Consider the following 15,232-nt stretch of genomic DNA (forward strand, 5'->3'; position numbering starts at 1 on the left):
AAACCCATGTCTTTCCGTAAGATTTTTTATTTGAAGTCGGCTAGTTGACCTGCAGCAGCAGCCCAAGTCCAGCCTTCGAATACAGATTTAGTAGCACCAACAGTGTTTGCTTTCAAGGCTACCGTGCTAGCATGCACGTCAGTACCGCTTCTGAAAGCTTGCTGAAGCGTTACGCCTTCTTTCAAAGTAGCTTCAAGCTTGTTGAATTTTAGAGCTCCGTTAGCGAAGGTTACATCAGAACCAGTGCTTAGGGACAAATCACCTCTTCCGGCGTTGTTGTTGTCTGCAGGAGAAGGGAAATTGAAGAAGTAAATGTTTTCGAAAGTTCCTCTTGCAGATGCTCTGAAGTCACCGAACTCAGAAGCAGGATGGCCTTTGACAGAACCGTTCTTTACAGTGTGTGCCGCATTATAGGATCCTTCAGGGCCGTCGATTTCCAAAGCATGGTCTGTGTTTGCTCCGCAAATGATCAGGAAGTTATCCAATGTACCGGCCCAAGCTTGGTCAGTATCCACTGCATCATCACCGGAGTTCCAGATCAAGGCGTTTTTCACAGATACTGTACCTCCAAACCATTCAATTCCATCATCTTGGTTGGCAACGACTTCAACGTTTTCGATTACAGTTCCTGATCCAACTCCACCAAGTGTCAAACCATTGATTTCGTTACCTTCACCGATGTTTGCACCACCGTGACGGATTGAGATATATTTTAGGACTCCAGAATTGTCTGCGTCATCAGTACCTCCGTAAAGTCCATTGGTATCTGAGGCAGGAATTCCTTCAATTTGGATTTCGGTTACATCACCGGCAAAGGAACCTTTAGCTTTTCCAAGCACGATTAAGCCACCCCAAAGACCTTCCAAAGTAGGATCCAAGTTTGGAGAAGCGATTTGACCAGGCTGAATTTCATCAGCTACAGTGGTAAAAATGATAGGCTGAGTAGCGGTACCTGCTGCGTTGATTTTTGCACCTCTGGCAATTACCAAGGCAGTTGCATTTGCACCAGTTCCTACTTCACCTTTTACAATCACTCCCGGCTGAATCGTTAGCGTTACTCCTGATACTACCGAGATTCTTCCGGAAAGCACATAAACTTTACCGGTTTGCCAAGTAGTATTGGTGGTAATGTTGGAACTGACAACGATGCTAGAACCGCTGTTGCCATCCACATCGGTTGGCTTGTCATTGCCTTCGATACAGCTGGTAAATCCGATTAAGGACACCAAAAAAACGATCAAAATGCTGTTTACTTTTTTCATTGGTTTATAAAATTGAATTGTGGTTTTGCACATTTTCTGGTACAAAGGTGAATTCAATTTTTCCCCCAGAAGAATAATTTGAATTATGGTTTTTTTAAAAATGGACGCAGAATTTAATATTGGATTAACAAAAAATGCATAAAAAAAGGCTTCTCGCCTGAGAAGCCTTTTAAAGGGTTATTTCATGTTATTTTAATGTTACCGACTTATTAATCGGCACCTTTTCCAAAAGTATTTTTACGAGGCTTCTGGTGTTGATTCCATCAGCTTCTGCCTCATAATTGAGCAGAATTCGGTGATTTAGAACATCTTCCGCGATTTCCTTGATGTCTTCAGGCAACACATAATCGCGCCCATCCATATAGGCCACAGCCTTGGCAGCGAGGTTCAGATTGATACTTGCTCGCGGAGATACTCCAAACATGATATACTTCGCTTCATCCTTCAGTCCATATTGCTGGGGGAATCGGGTGGCGAAGACCAGTTCAATGATGTAGTTTTCCAGAGGCTCTGCCAATTTCACCGAATTGATTTCATTCCGGATGTCAAAAATATCCTGCTTGGAAAGAATAGGCTTTACCTCAGAACTGTATTGCATATTGGACATCCTGCGCATGACTTCCAATTCATCGGTCTTGCTTGGATAATCAATATGAACTTTCATCATAAATCTATCTACCTGAGCTTCTGGCAAAGGGTAAGTACCCTCTTGGTCCACCGGGTTTTGGGTTGCTAAAACCAAGAAAGGACGATCTAGCTGGAAAGTGGTCTCTCCGATAGTTACCTGCTTCTCCTGCATGGCTTCCAACAGTGCCGATTGCACCTTGGCGGGGGAACGGTTGACCTCATCTGCCAAAATCACATTCGAAAAAATCGGCCCTTTTTTCACCTCAAAACTTGCCGTTTGCTGATTGTAGATCATAGTACCGATCAAGTCTGCAGGCAACAAATCCGGGGTAAATTGAATTCGGTTGAAATTCAGGTGGAGAACTTTAGCAAGGGTATTTACGGTGAGGGTTTTGGCCAGTCCTGGCACCCCTTCCAAAAGGATGTGTCCGTTGGTAAACAAGCCGATCAACAGGCGGTTGACCATTTTATCCTGACCTACAACCACCTTTTTTACTTCCTGTATGACTGCTGCAATTTTTTCCTGATGCATGAAATTCAATGTTTATTCGCCGATTTGGCAGGCCTAAAATAGGGGAATTTATACCAACCAACAATCTTAAATGGTATAAGCGGAAAAGCCTCGATCCAAGGCAAATTTTAGGAATTTTTAAGAGCGACGAGGTTTCTTGCTAGTCCCGGCCTTGGCATATCCTGTCAGCCCTAGCAGTCTGTACACACTTTCCTGATCCATTTCACGGATTTCTCCAGGTTGAAAATCTGCTATCGAAATCTTCTCCATGGAAAATCTCACCAATCGCAGGGTGGGAAATCCAACGGCTGCAGTCATCTTGCGAACCTGCCGGTTTTTCCCTTCAATCAGAGTCAGGGAGATCCAAGTATCCGGAATGGAAGCCCGGTAGCGAATCGGAGGATTTCGATCTGGAAGACTTGGGGCAGGATCCAGAATTTTGGCAACCGCAGGCTTAGTGCGGTAGTCCTTTCCATCCACGTTGATGGTCACTCCAGCTTGTAATTGCTTCAGCGCTTCAGAGGTGGGTATGCCTTCTACCTGAGCAAAATAAGTGCGTTGGTGGCCAAACCTCGGGTTCAGCAGGTGATGATTCAGCCATTTGTCATCAGTGATCAGCAACAACCCCTCGCTGTCCTTGTCCAGTCGGCCAACAGGATAAACCTCCTTGGGAAAAGCGCCGAGAGAGGCCAATGTGGGCCCCTCTCCGCTGAATTGGCTGACTACGCCAAATGGTTTGTAAATAATAAAGTACCGGTGCAAAACTTAGGGTTTAACTTCCGCAGCCTACACAGTCAAAATGCGAGTTAACGGGTTTAATTCCATCTCTTTGCATTTTCAAATTATGGATTTGATCCATGATTTCTGAATCGGCAATCAAATTACCGGTTAGTTGTTTCTTCAAGCTTTCAATTTGCTCATTGATTGCTTGGATCTGTTGTTCGGTCATAAAAGTAGTGTTTGGTTGTTAGTGATTGAGTGGATTGAAAATAACCAAAACCTGGGAAAAGGTTCCGATATAGCTTCAGTTTTTTAGGGTCAAAAATGAGGCCAGTTGAGAATGAGGGGATTAAATGAGGAATTGAGAATTAAGAATTAGAAATAGGTGGCGCGGGAAGCCATTAACTACATTTCAGGAGAATGGGACTATGTACTCATACTTCCATCAAGAAGTGATAAAGTTCAACTAGCGCTGATTTAGCCAAAATCTTTTTAAAAATTTCACGACATCGATTGAACTGCCTAAAATTCAAGAATTCGGTAGCTCGAAACATTATTTGATTATTGCTCATAAAACAAAATATTCTTCCAAGGAGCATTTTTGGTTACCTTTGCACTCTTCCTTAAGGTGGTTTAATTATTTCCACCACCAAAAAATCTCCCTTTTAATCTCATTCCCAAAAGATGAAGAAGTATTTCAACCTATTTGACCTAAGCCAAAAAGTAGATTACAAAACTGAAGTTTTATCCGGTTTGACGGTAGCCATGGCTCTGATTCCTGAAGCAGTTGCCTTTGCTTTTATCGCTGGACTTTCTCCTTTGACAGGCCTTTATGCTGCCTTTGTCATGGGCTTGGTCACCTCGATTTTGGGAGGAAGACCTGGGATGATCTCCGGGGCTACAGGGGCAATTGCCGTGGTCATTGTGACTTTGGCGGCCACTCAAGGCGTGGAATATGTCTTTGCGGCAGTAGTGCTTTCGGGCTTATTGCAAGTGATTTTTGGAAGTTTGAAACTCGGAAAATTCATCCGCCTAGTTCCTCATCCGGTGATTTTTGGCTTCGTCAACGGACTGGCCATCATTATTTTCATGTCACAACTGGACCAATTCAAAGGGTCAGACGGGCATTGGCTTAGTGGGAGTTCGCTTTACCTATTTTCCGGATTGGTTTTTCTGGCCATGCTCATCATTTGGGGATTGCCAAAGTTGACGAAGGCTATTCCGGCCTCGCTAACTTCCATCCTGGTGGTTTTTGGGGTAGTGGCAGCATTTGGATTAGACACCAAAACTGTCGGAGACATGGCCAGCATCAAGGGTGGTTTTCCTCCTTTCCATATTCCAAGTGTCCCTTTTGTTTGGGAAACTTTGGAGATCATTTTCCCTTATGCGCTGATTATGGCCGGGGTGGGGTTGATCGAATCCCTGCTGACCTTGAATATCGTGGATGAGATCACCGAAACGCGCGGGCGGAGTAATAAGGAAGCCGTGGCTCAAGGGCTGGCAAATGTGGCTTCAGGATTTTTCTCAGGAATGGGAGGATGCGCGATGATCGGACAAAGTTTGATCAATATCTCCTCAGGTGCCAGAGCACGACTTTCCGGAATTGTGGCCTCGGTCATGCTTTTGGTATTTATCATGTTTGGCTCCAGCCTCATAGAGCAGGTGCCTATGGCGGCCTTGACAGGACTGATGATCATGGTATCCATTGGGACCTTCGAGTGGGCCAGTTTGCGGACGATTACCAAGATGCCTAAGAAAGATATTTTTCTGATGTTTTTGGTTACCGGAGTGACAGCCATCCTACACAATTTGGCCTTGGCAGTATTGATCGGAGTGATTTTGGCAGCCTTGTTTTTTGCTTGGGATAATGCCAAAAGAATCCGAGCAAGAAAGTATGTGGACGACCATGGGGTCAAACATTACGAATTGTTCGGCCCTCTTTTCTTTGGCTCAGTGACGGCCTTTGGAGAAAAATTCGATGTCCTCAATGACCCGAAAGAAGTAATCATTGATTTTGCGGAAAGCCGCGTAGTGGATATGTCAGCTATTGAAGCTTTGAATAAAATCACGGAGCGCTATCAGAAAGTCGGGAAAAAGGTTCATCTACGACACCTCAGCCCGGATTGCCGAAAACTGCTGGCCAAAGCGGATGAGATTATCGAAGTAAACATTCTGGATGATCCTACCTATAAGTTAGTCGTTGATGACTTGGCCTAAGAAGTAGTAGGTAATCTATTTTTTGATTTGAGAAAATACATAAAGCATCTCCGAAGCGATCTGCAGAGAGCGTTCGTCGTATTTTTCTGATTCCCATTCAGTATCATCAAATGCCTTTGGATCCTCGTATCGCACGGGGATCCTTTGTTCTGTCCCTGGGATATAAGGGCAGTTTTCATCAGCATGATCGCAGGTCATTACCGCTGCAAATTGCTTTGCATCATTGGCAGGATCATCAAAAACTTTGGAAAAAGCGATTATAGGATCGCTTTCCTCTGAGAAATACAGGGAATAGACGGGGTTAGAGCCATTTTCTTTCACAGAAATTTTGAAGCCGCTCCTTGTCAGAGAATCCACTGCCCGAGAATTAAACGCAGTTACCTCCACTCCTCCGGAATAACTGTTGACCGGAATCCTGTAAAGCTCAGCCATTGTCTTAGCCCAAACCTGGGAAAACTGGCTTCTTCTGGAATTATGGGTACAAATAAAATTGAGATTGACTTCCTGTCCTTCATCCACTTTTTGTTGAATGTATTGGATCAGAACTTTCAGAACAGTCTTTCTATCATTTGAAATAGCAAGGCCTTGAGCTTTTTGTATGGTCTCTGAAAGTTTGGGCATAAATGATTGCAATATTGGCTGCATTAGATTGATTTATTGAAAAAGAGGAGGGCGGAAAACCGAGTAAGGAAAGTCCTTTCAGACATTAAGGAGCCTGAAAGGACTAGATTTTTTATTACTTAACAACAACCTGAACCGGGAGCACAGGTGCTGGCCTGAAGTTGGGATAAACGAATCTTCGGCTTTTCAGCAGGAATTCCGCACTGATCTTTTGCCAAACAATCGGTCATTTTGGTGGTCAGTAGAAAATAGGTTCCATCGTGCTCCAATCCATATTTTCCGATCGTCTCGCCTTGGTATTCCACTTCAATTTCAAGATTTGGAATTCCCAAGACCTTCTCGGAAAGTTCAATAATATGAATCAGCTTTTCCGGATGTAGGCGATGATCGTAATCATCTGCATTCCAGAGCTGGAAATTGACTTTTTGCTCTTTTCGGACAGTCCCTCCACAATCGATAAAGTGCTTGTCCACCAAGCCGATTTCAGTGACGTGAAAATGGGATGGAACCAGCTCACCGTTGGGTAGCTGAAATGAGATAGTTTGAGATTTTGCCAGGATTTGTTTTGCTTCTGATAGTTTCATGGCGCTAGGATTAGTAAGATTTTTGAATTCAATTTTATTTTAACAGGCAGGATCACAACAGGAGTTGTAGCTCTCGAAGAAGGTTAAAAACAGGTTATTCAATTCCTTCCATTTCTCAGGATTGATGCAGTAGTTGACTTTGGTCCCCTCAATCGTTCCTTGAATAATTCCAAGCTCTTTCAACTCCCTCAAGTGCTGGCTAATGGTTGCCTGTGCCAATCCGATTTCCAAAACCAAATCTCCATTGATGCAGGACTTGGATTTGATCAGGTGCTGGAGAATAGCAATTCGCGCTGGATGAGCGATTGCTTTGGCAATCAGGGCCAGTTCATTTTGCTCCTCGGTAAAGAGATGTGCCTGTGTGACTCCCATAATCGAATTTGTTTATTGCAATATTACGATAATAAAAATGGGCTTCAAAAAGTTTCATGTTTTTTTCCAAATGCATTAAAAAGTTGAGTTTTTCCTGCAATGAATTATACATAGGTTCGTCCTTATGGATTAATGAGCTTATCGAGAATAAGCTTATCCATCTGTAAAAGGGCTTCCATGGTTTTTTGACCTTTCACCGGATCGCTGATCAACTTGCCCAGGTTTTTGGGGATGATTTGCCAGGAATGTCCAAACCGATCCGATAGCCATCCGCAGCGATCAAACCTTCCATTTTCCCCCAATTTCTCCCAGAAATAATCAATTTCAGCCTGGTCTTGACAGGTAACAACGAGGGAATTACCTGGAGTAAATCCAAAATCATGAGACTCTGTACTACTCATCGCATTGATCAGGTAGCCGTCCAATTTAAATTGGGCAAACAATAAATCTTCCGAATGCGGATGTGGTGCTTCCATCAGCTTCATACTTTCAGGAAATACCGAGATATAAAAATCCATCGCTTCCCGCACTCGGGTTTTATTTTCATTGACGAAAAGAAGGCAAGGCACAATCTTCTGGGAGCCACGGATCGGATCGGCATCCAGCTGCCAGTTTGTTCCAAATTTATCGGTGACCCAGGCATATTTTGGATTCCAGGGATAACTGCCAAGCGGAAAAATTGCCTTCCCTCCATCCAAAAGGGAGTCATATAATTCCTCAATATTCACTTCCGAGCCACAATAGACAAAATAGGAGCTAGCTTGGGTTTGTTGATACATTGGCCCTCCATTCAATCCCATCATCTGAGTACCTAATACTTGAAAGCTTACCGCCATGGGATTCTTTTCCAAAATCTCAGAATTGGGAAAAATGGAGACATAAAAATCAGCAGCTTCAGCGGCCTGCTGATCAAACCATAAACAAGGATAAATCAATCTGGACATGATGGGTTTGGAACAATTGGTTCAGGAAAAGATACAGGTTTTTGACTTTTTAATTTCAATCTCCTCCGTACTGGCACGGATATAATATCCATGTCAAGAGGTATTCTATGCGAGGTTTTTAGTACTGAATTTTAAACCGCCTAACCAAATTGAAAGATTATGAAAACTTTACTTCTCGTGTTCCTTCTCCTTTTTCTGGAGATGGCACCCGGAACTGTGCTGACTGATAAAGACATCAAAGTCACCAGTTACAACAAAAAAAACCAAGGTTCCAAAGCCCCCAAAAAGGTCTTTATCCGAAGTTTCAATGCCTACTTCGAAGTTTTTGAAGAAGCTACTGCCAAAACCTCAGGGTCCAAGAATGAGCGGGCCAACCGGACTACTTTCACTTCCGGAACGATGACCAGGATGGGAGTTCAGATTCAAGGCGTAGATGTCCCTGATTTCCAAAAAATGATCGATGAAGCTTACCAGTCATTTGTAAGCCAACTGAAGAGCCAGGGATTTGAAATCATGACCGCTGATGAAGCCAGCAAATTTGAATACTATCAAGGATGGACCAAAATGAAAGGCGGTGCCTCCTCAGATGATCAAGTAGAAGGCTATATTATGGTGACGCCGACAGGGTATGAATATTTGGTCAAGTCCATATCTAAAGGCGGTAAAGAAAAAACCGGCGGAGGATTGGTAGATCCGACACCCAAAATTTCCAAAGAATTGGAAAATGCCTTTATAGCGGATGTCACTTTTGCCTTTCCTTTTGTCAATTTAGATGCTGATGCTTCTTCTTTCACAAATTCCAGCTCAGTAAAAGCAACGATCGGATACCGAATAGATCCATTTTTGGATCCCACTGAAAACAACAGATCTATCACCAATTTTGGCATTAGACCAATTCCTGTTCAGGTGAGGTTCATTTCGGGCTTGGATATCGGAAGCAACCCTTTGTTTCATGCGAAAGTGGAACCGAAAAAAGCGGTCTACGCTGAAGGAGTATTTAAGGATAAAAAAATCAAAGAAGTCACCCAAGCTCAAACAGATATGTTTTCCAAAACGGGATATTCCCAACTGGTAATGGTTTCAGGAGATCAAAAAACTGTAGCCTCTCACTTTGCCGATTGTGATCACGACGGATATGTGGCATTTGCCTCCGGAGTCATGAAAGACATGATTGATACCGGTGTATCCAACTTCCTCGAGATGACTAAAGATTAATGGAGTCCTGAAATCAGGTTATTTTCCAAAGCGAATTTCAAAAGACCAACCACCGTGTTGGTCTTTGTTTTTGTATACAGGTTTTTCCGATGAGTCTCCACAGTTCGTTCGGAAATGAATAGTCTTTCGCCAATCTCCTTATTGGATAGCTCCTCAAAAATCAACTCCAACACTTCTTTTTCCCGGGCAGTCAGAATTTTCTCATCCTCCGGAAAAGCCATTCTCCGAATCAGGATTTTCTGGATTTCAGCGCTGAAAAACATCCCGCCTTCAGCCACATCCTTGATCGCCTTGAGCAGCTCTTCATGGGCTGCTTTTTTTAGCACATATCCTTCAGCACCGGTAGAGAGAGCTTCTTTCACCATGTAGGGCTCCTCGTGCATGCTGAGAAAAATTACTTTGATATCTGGAAAAGAAGCCTTGACTTTTTTGGCAAATACAATCCCGCCTTCCTTGGGCACTGAGATATCCGATACAATCAAATCAGGCCGAAAGGAATCCAGTTTTTGCATTGCCTCCTCTACGGTACTTACAGCTTCTACACTTTCCACTTCCTGCTGACCAAGTATTAAAAACTTCAAGCCATCCAAAAGGATCTTATGGTCATCCAGCAAAAGAATTTTCATGAAATCAAGCGATTAGGTTTAGTTGGTTCGAAGGATTTGGGAGAATTTAACGTGCAATTCTGTGCCTTGAATTCCCTGCTGGGTATTCAATTGCAGCTCTCCGTTCAGGAGTCCAGCACGGGTATTGATATTTTTCCATCCGTTTCTTTTGCTGTGGACAAAAACTGCTGAGTCAAATCCCATCCCGTCATCCATAATGGAAAGGGTCATCCATCCGGCTTGTTGACGAAGACTGACCAAAATGTTTTTTGCACCAGCGTATTTGAGGATGTTGTTGATCCATTCCTGACAAATTCGAAACAGATTGATTTCCACAAGCTCATCCAGCCTTTCGGAAATCCCCTCAAACTGAAGCTCAACTGCCACTTTCTGTCCGGCATTGATCCGATGAGCGAGATCTTCCAAGGCACTTTTTAACCCAAAACGGATCAGCGTTGCAGGCATCAGATCATAGACCACATTGCTGATTTCTTTGGACATTTCATCCAAAACCGAATCGGTTCTCCCCACGAGCTCGGCCTTCAGCTCTTCTTTAGCCTGGGCGTTTTTTAGCTGGGAGACATACATTCTCAACGCGGAAATATACTGCCCAAAACCGTCATGAAGATCCTGAGCCATCCGTCTTCTTTCCTGCTCTTGGGATTCCAAAGAGGCCTGAATATAGGCTTCTTTCACTTTCAGCTCTCGGTCTTTCACCAAAAGCTCCTGTTTCCTTTTGTTGCGGTTTTGATAATAGATAAAGGTGGCTCCCAGAAATAGCAACAACAAACCCAAAGCGGCAAAAGCAAAGTAGTTTCGCTGGAGCGTTGCTGATTTTTCCAAAAGCTCTGCCCGTTGAAGGGCTATTTGACTTTCCTTTTTTTCCAAGTCGTATTGAACTTGAAGATCCGTCAGGAGCTGAGCATTTTCCTCATTGAAAACTTTCCTACTGATCTCTTGATATTCTTCTAGGAAGGCATTCCCTTTTTCAAAATCCCCTTTTCGGAAATAAATCTTAGCCAGAGCATTTTTCAGGGTCATGGAATAATTAATCAAGTCAGGGTGCTCATCCAGGACTTCATTTCCTTTCTGAGCAAACTCTAAGGCCTTCTCGATCTGACCCAAGTCCACATAGGCTGCAGCGGAATTGCTCAAAATGCTCAGTTTCATCTTGGGATCGAGCGTAAAGCCATCTGAGGTGTCCAAGGCAATCTGAAGCATTTCAAGACCTTTTTTATAGTCCTTCTGTCCGATGTACAAACTGCCCAGATTGTCATGAACCCGATGATAGAGAACTTTATTCCCTGCCTCCCGGGCATTGTCAATAGCTTTTTGAAAATATCCAATGGCTTGATCCAATTCGCCCATGAGCTTGTAGCAAATTCCCAGATTAGCACAGGAAATCGCCATGCCATTGCTGTCCTCCAGTTTCTCCCGGATCGTCAAGGCTTCCAGGTGATATTTGATGGCCTGATCATAGAGTTCAAGTTCCTGATTAGCCAATCCCAAATTGGAAAGGTAATTCACCCAATCTCCCTCTTTGGCGCCGGGTTTGGCTCGGCTAAGCTCCAAGGCCTCTGAAAAATACTCAATCGCACTCCTGTAATCCGAGGAGTTAAGACTGTTCATTCCTAAGTTGTTGTATGAGCGCTGCTCCATGGCTGACCAGCCTTGAGCTTTACTCTTTTGAAGGATTTCGGAAAAAATCTGTCGTGAACTGTCTGTCTCTTGGTTTACATCGTAGTAAATCCCCAGATTTTGATAGATCTCATAATAAAATCTTGAATTGGGGACTTCCTTTTGAATGGTTTTTAAGGTTTCCTGAATCAGCTTTTTGGCTTTGGGGCCATCCGAAAAGATTAAAGAGAAGGAGAGTTCTTGGACGGCTTTGTAGCGGATTGAATCTGGGTTTTTCCGGTCCAGATAGACTTTTTCTAAGCTGTCCAGACGGTCTGCTTGCATTCCCCAACTACAAAAAGGGATCGCTAGCACCAGGAAAAAAAGTAGGGTAATTCGAAAAGCTGACAAGGGCATTAGGGTTACTGGCTCAAAGTAAAATCAATTCCTCGGTTTTCAAACTTAAAGTAGGACTTATCCTCTATTTTTTTGACTTCTGTTTTGAGAAAAATACCAACTGGCACGGATGCGGAATGCGGGATGCCGGGTATGGCTATTGGGGCGGATTAGGGGCAGTTTTGATTAAAAAAAGCTATGAAAATCAAATCCTTACTTTTAGGCCTGATGGCCTTTGTACTTTTTGCCTGCCCGAGTAAAGAAGATGATGTCCCGGCAGGATCACTCAATGTGGAAGCTTCTGTGGACGGAAAAGCCTGGCAAGGCTCAGGAAACAGTCAAGTCACCAGTGTGGCCGGATTTACCGTATGGGCAATCGGCGCAGGCGCCACGGACAGATCCAATATGGCTTTCACACTGGATGCTGAGCGAACCGGAAATTTTAACCTCAATGGCAAAGCGCTTTGGACCACTTCTGACCAGGTAGTTCACAGTGCTACCTCTGGCACCTTGGTGATCACCAAGCTTGAAGGCAACAAGGCCTCCGGAACCTTCTCTTTTAAAGCCAAACCCATGACCGGAACAGGACCAGAGGTGAGCATCACCAATGGAAAGTTTACCGATATAAACATCTCGAAATAAACTGAGTCTTTTTGTCTCAAGAGATCGGGCATCTGTGAAACGGAACACGCCAAGAAGTTCTGACTTGCTTGATTCCTTGAGGCAAAAAATTGTTAGTGCATGAAAAAGATACTATTACCCCTATTCCTATTGGGTCTTTGGGTCACAGGATGTAAGGAAGATACAGAAGACCCAATACCGGTGGAACAATTCACCACTCAGCTTTCAGGAGAAATTGCTGGCCAGTCAATCAGTGTAAATTCCTCCGCTATTCAGGGAATTTACTATGCCGACCAGGGAGAAAGTACGGGCTCTCTAGAAGCTTCAGTGACCCTTCCGAATGGAGAAAGGCTCACATTCTTCCTGAATGAGGTCAAGGCCGGTACCCTTACGCTTACTCAAATTTTCCCTGCGGTAATGGAGGGAAACTCCTTTGGCTTAAGATCTGAAATACCCAGTAAGGCAGGTGAAAAAGTACAGGCAATACCCGGCACCTATGTGAAGTACCTGAAGTCGGCCAATACCTTCTTTGCCATTTCCGGGAAAATCACCATCAAGATTGAAGGAGATAATTTGACTTTTGACTGGGAAGTCACTTTCAGAGATGTGCAGGGAAACACCTTTACTTCCAAGGGTACTTTAACCCTGAAGGATTTCAAATCCAATCAAAAGCCAAAAGCTGAGGTCAGCAATCCTACATCCAACCTGAATATCCTTAGTATATCTCCGGATTATGGCAAGGCGGGAACAGAGGTCGTGATCAAGGGGGCTGGATTCAGCGCTTTGAGTACTGAAAACAAGGTCAAGTTAGGCGATCTAAGCCTTGAACCGACCTCATCCTCCGCCACCGAAATCAAGGTGAAAATTCCTGAAAATGGCTCTCATGGAAAATTCAAAGTAGAAGTGCTCGGAAGTAGTGTGGAAAGTGGGACTTTCTACTACGAACCTATTGTGCTATCTCTGAATAAAACTTCCGCAAAAGTCGGGGAGGATTTCACGATCACCGGGAAGCACTTTGATGCAGACAAGACCCTTTTAGAAGTGAAAATCGGTGCAAAAGTGATGGATATCGTCTCTTCCACGCTCACATCCATTCAGGTGAAGATCCCTGCCGGAACAGAGTCCGGAAAAGTTTCTGTCGCCCGAAAAGGCCGTTCTGAGGTAGAAGGACCTGAGTTTACCATCACTGCTGATCCAGTGGCGAATGGACCGGCGATCGGGGATATTTTTGAGACCTTGTCCGGAAACCTCAGCTTCGAGGAAGTAATCGTCAACAGCCATGAGTATGGGCCTTTTTGGACAATCGAAATTGATAAAGAAAAAAATGTCCTTTATGCGGTAGGGGAAAAAGGACTGGTTTCCATCAACCTTTCAAATAAATCCATCACGAAAGTGGTCAATACCAGCAGTGAAATTTACCGAAGTGAGATTGGCATTATCAATGCCGCAACTATTCCACAAACCATTTTCGCAGCGGCAGACGGAAATCTGTATGGAATAAAAAGTGTCTACAGCGTCCCTCTTTCACCAAACAATGTATTTAAGTTAAATCTAGAATCTAAGGCGGTGACTATGCTGGGTAATTCCAAATTCAACAATGGAGCCGGAGTAAATGGGATTTTTGTTGGCACTAATAAAAGCATCTACATCCCGGAATTTACCTCCGGGTATCATTTGGCTTCCTATGATGAAAACCTTGGCAACCGAAATGTTTTGATCCAAGGTATGACCGGAGGATTGGCCACATTCATCATACCTATGGGTGCCAATAGCTTTAGATTGGTTCGAGACAATACCCTGAACTCCCTGAAATACCATGAGATCAACGGAACGGAAGCCTCAGGAGAAGTAGCTATGGGTGCTACTCTCTCTGGAATGCAAGTAGGAGGACAGGTACTCACTCAACCCATAGGATTGGACCAGACCGGTGGGAATATTTATGGATTGTTCGGAGGAGCAGCTGGAAATGTGGCCAACTATCCTCAATTCGAATACACCTTGGGAGTCCAGTCAGGAGCTACTGGAAACTTTCAGAAGAAAGGAGGCTTCAAGATCAAGCAGACTTTTGAATACCTGGGAACGACCTATTACCTAAGCTCTAGAAAGACGTTCAATAAGATCATGGGAGTAGATAAAGACGGAAGTATCTATTTTCTGATAAGTACTCCAATGACCAGTCAGGGGGTTCAAGTAGCCGGACCCTTAGGAGGAATTTATAAAGTAAAATTTCAATAAGGACTGAGATGATAGAGCAAAAGAGAGAGGAAGTTTTCCTCTCTTTTTTTGTTCCTTTTCACTTCCTAGGTTTCAAGTACACAGCTTAATCGCCTCCAAGCCGCATCCTAAGACCAATATTTCCTCTCAGGAAGAATTGATCAGAGAGGATATAAGGTGTCGCTTCCATCAATATTCCAAGTCTTTGAAAGGCCGATATGGGCTTAATGGTCGTTCCTAATGGAAGGCCAATGGCAGCATCTGGACCAATTGATAAATCACCGAAAAAGCCTACCATTAAACCTCCGTGAAGATTATACCATTCCGTTCGATAGAAATTGTACTGTCCGATAACTTCCACTCCATGATCGAGTTCTATCCGATCAGGAGCTAAAAAACGGAGCTCCCCAAAAAACTTCTTTTCAATATCAGTGCCCACTCCGATTTGGGCCATTGTACCGCTATGGTAGATTCCGACTTGAACTTGAGAAAAAGCATGTCCAAAACTAACCAGGATAAAAAAGAGGATTAAAATGTATCTCATAAATCAATAGTTAAAACTTCCGTAAAACTAAACGGCTTTTTTATTTTAAAAAATTCGTTGAAAAATTTTTCATCGATTTCTTCAAATTCTTTCTTTCCAAGCTGTTCTCGGTGGGTATTTCAATTTTCTTTCCCCCAAAAGCCCAATTCTTCTATCTTTGTG

At 43.6% G+C, this 15,232-nt stretch carries 15 protein-coding genes; 4 read left to right on the plus strand and 11 right to left on the minus strand.

Annotation, left to right across the window (positions count from 1 at the left end; translation table 11 throughout):
- Positions 1-26: 26 nt before the first annotated feature.
- The 4 genes from G458_RS0103415 to G458_RS21850 all read right to left on the minus strand — a co-directional run bounded on the left by G458_RS0103415 (position 27) and on the right by G458_RS21850 (position 3,349).
- Positions 27-1,262, minus strand: a complete 1,236-nt coding sequence (locus tag G458_RS0103415) for a hypothetical protein (protein WP_026950668.1) — start codon at positions 1,260-1,262, stop codon at positions 27-29.
- Between the two features lie 187 nt (positions 1,263-1,449).
- On the minus strand, positions 1,450-2,421 hold the full coding sequence (locus G458_RS0103420) for an AAA family ATPase (RefSeq protein WP_026950669.1): 972 nt from the start codon (positions 2,419-2,421) through the stop codon (positions 1,450-1,452).
- 117 nt (positions 2,422-2,538) lie between these two features.
- Positions 2,539-3,162 carry a pseudouridine synthase gene (locus G458_RS0103425; protein WP_026950670.1) on the minus strand — a complete coding sequence of 208 codons (624 nt, stop codon included), beginning with the start codon at positions 3,160-3,162 and terminating at the stop codon, positions 2,539-2,541.
- Positions 3,163-3,172: 10 nt separating this feature from the next.
- Complete coding sequence (locus tag G458_RS21850) at positions 3,173-3,349, minus strand: hypothetical protein (RefSeq protein ID WP_169719250.1); 177 nt, start codon at positions 3,347-3,349, stop codon at positions 3,173-3,175.
- A gap of 455 nt (positions 3,350-3,804) precedes the next feature.
- Here G458_RS21850 and G458_RS0103440 point away from each other — a divergent pair, with 455 nt between their 5' ends.
- The gene (locus G458_RS0103440) at positions 3,805-5,337 is read left to right on the plus strand and encodes a SulP family inorganic anion transporter (RefSeq protein WP_026950671.1); all 1,533 of its coding nucleotides are present in this window, start codon (positions 3,805-3,807) and stop codon (positions 5,335-5,337) included.
- Positions 5,338-5,352: 15 nt separating this feature from the next.
- Here the strand turns inward: G458_RS0103440 and G458_RS0103445 are convergent, their stop codons facing one another.
- The 4 genes from G458_RS0103445 to G458_RS0103460 form a co-directional block, all read right to left on the minus strand.
- Positions 5,353-5,982: a low molecular weight phosphatase family protein gene (locus G458_RS0103445; RefSeq protein ID WP_051287000.1), complete on the minus strand. Its 630-nt coding sequence runs from the start codon at positions 5,980-5,982 to the stop codon at positions 5,353-5,355.
- A 95-nt stretch (positions 5,983-6,077) separates the two neighbouring features.
- Positions 6,078-6,542: a DUF6428 family protein gene (locus tag G458_RS0103450; RefSeq protein ID WP_026950673.1), complete on the minus strand. Its 465-nt coding sequence runs from the start codon at positions 6,540-6,542 to the stop codon at positions 6,078-6,080.
- 39 nt (positions 6,543-6,581) lie between these two features.
- On the minus strand, positions 6,582-6,914 hold the full coding sequence (locus G458_RS0103455; RefSeq protein WP_026950674.1) for an ArsR/SmtB family transcription factor: 333 nt from the start codon (positions 6,912-6,914) through the stop codon (positions 6,582-6,584).
- A 122-nt stretch (positions 6,915-7,036) separates the two neighbouring features.
- Positions 7,037-7,858: a VOC family protein gene (locus G458_RS0103460; RefSeq protein WP_026950675.1), complete on the minus strand. Its 822-nt coding sequence runs from the start codon at positions 7,856-7,858 to the stop codon at positions 7,037-7,039.
- Positions 7,859-8,017: 159 nt separating this feature from the next.
- Between G458_RS0103460 and G458_RS0103470 the strand changes: the two genes are divergently transcribed.
- Positions 8,018-9,073 (plus strand): hypothetical protein, encoded by a 1,056-nt coding sequence (locus G458_RS0103470; RefSeq protein WP_026950676.1) that lies wholly within the window; start codon positions 8,018-8,020, stop codon positions 9,071-9,073.
- On the opposite strand, the gene G458_RS20115 is transcribed toward G458_RS0103470, so the two are convergent.
- Complete coding sequence (locus G458_RS20115; protein WP_035467688.1) at positions 9,070-9,699, minus strand: response regulator; 630 nt, start codon at positions 9,697-9,699, stop codon at positions 9,070-9,072. The two genes, G458_RS0103470 and G458_RS20115, sit on opposite strands and share 4 nt — an antisense overlap.
- Positions 9,700-9,717: 18 nt before the next feature.
- Positions 9,718-11,706 carry a tetratricopeptide repeat-containing sensor histidine kinase gene (locus G458_RS0103480; protein WP_169719251.1) on the minus strand — a complete coding sequence of 663 codons (1,989 nt, stop codon included), beginning with the start codon at positions 11,704-11,706 and terminating at the stop codon, positions 9,718-9,720.
- A 183-nt stretch (positions 11,707-11,889) separates the two neighbouring features.
- Between G458_RS0103480 and G458_RS0103490 the strand changes: the two genes are divergently transcribed.
- Both G458_RS0103490 and G458_RS0103495 read left to right on the plus strand, forming a co-directional pair.
- Positions 11,890-12,333, plus strand: a complete 444-nt coding sequence (locus G458_RS0103490) for a hypothetical protein (protein WP_026950678.1) — start codon at positions 11,890-11,892, stop codon at positions 12,331-12,333.
- Positions 12,334-12,432: 99 nt separating this feature from the next.
- Positions 12,433-14,547, plus strand: a complete 2,115-nt coding sequence (locus G458_RS0103495; protein ID WP_026950679.1) for an IPT/TIG domain-containing protein — start codon at positions 12,433-12,435, stop codon at positions 14,545-14,547.
- An 85-nt stretch (positions 14,548-14,632) separates the two neighbouring features.
- On the opposite strand, the gene G458_RS0103500 is transcribed toward G458_RS0103495, so the two are convergent.
- Positions 14,633-15,070 (minus strand): hypothetical protein, encoded by a 438-nt coding sequence (locus G458_RS0103500; protein ID WP_026950680.1) that lies wholly within the window; start codon positions 15,068-15,070, stop codon positions 14,633-14,635.
- Between the last annotated feature and the right edge of the window lie 162 nt (positions 15,071-15,232).

This window comes from Algoriphagus mannitolivorans DSM 15301, assembly GCF_000429425.1.
Lineage (GTDB): Bacteria > Bacteroidota > Bacteroidia > Cytophagales > Cyclobacteriaceae > Algoriphagus > Algoriphagus mannitolivorans.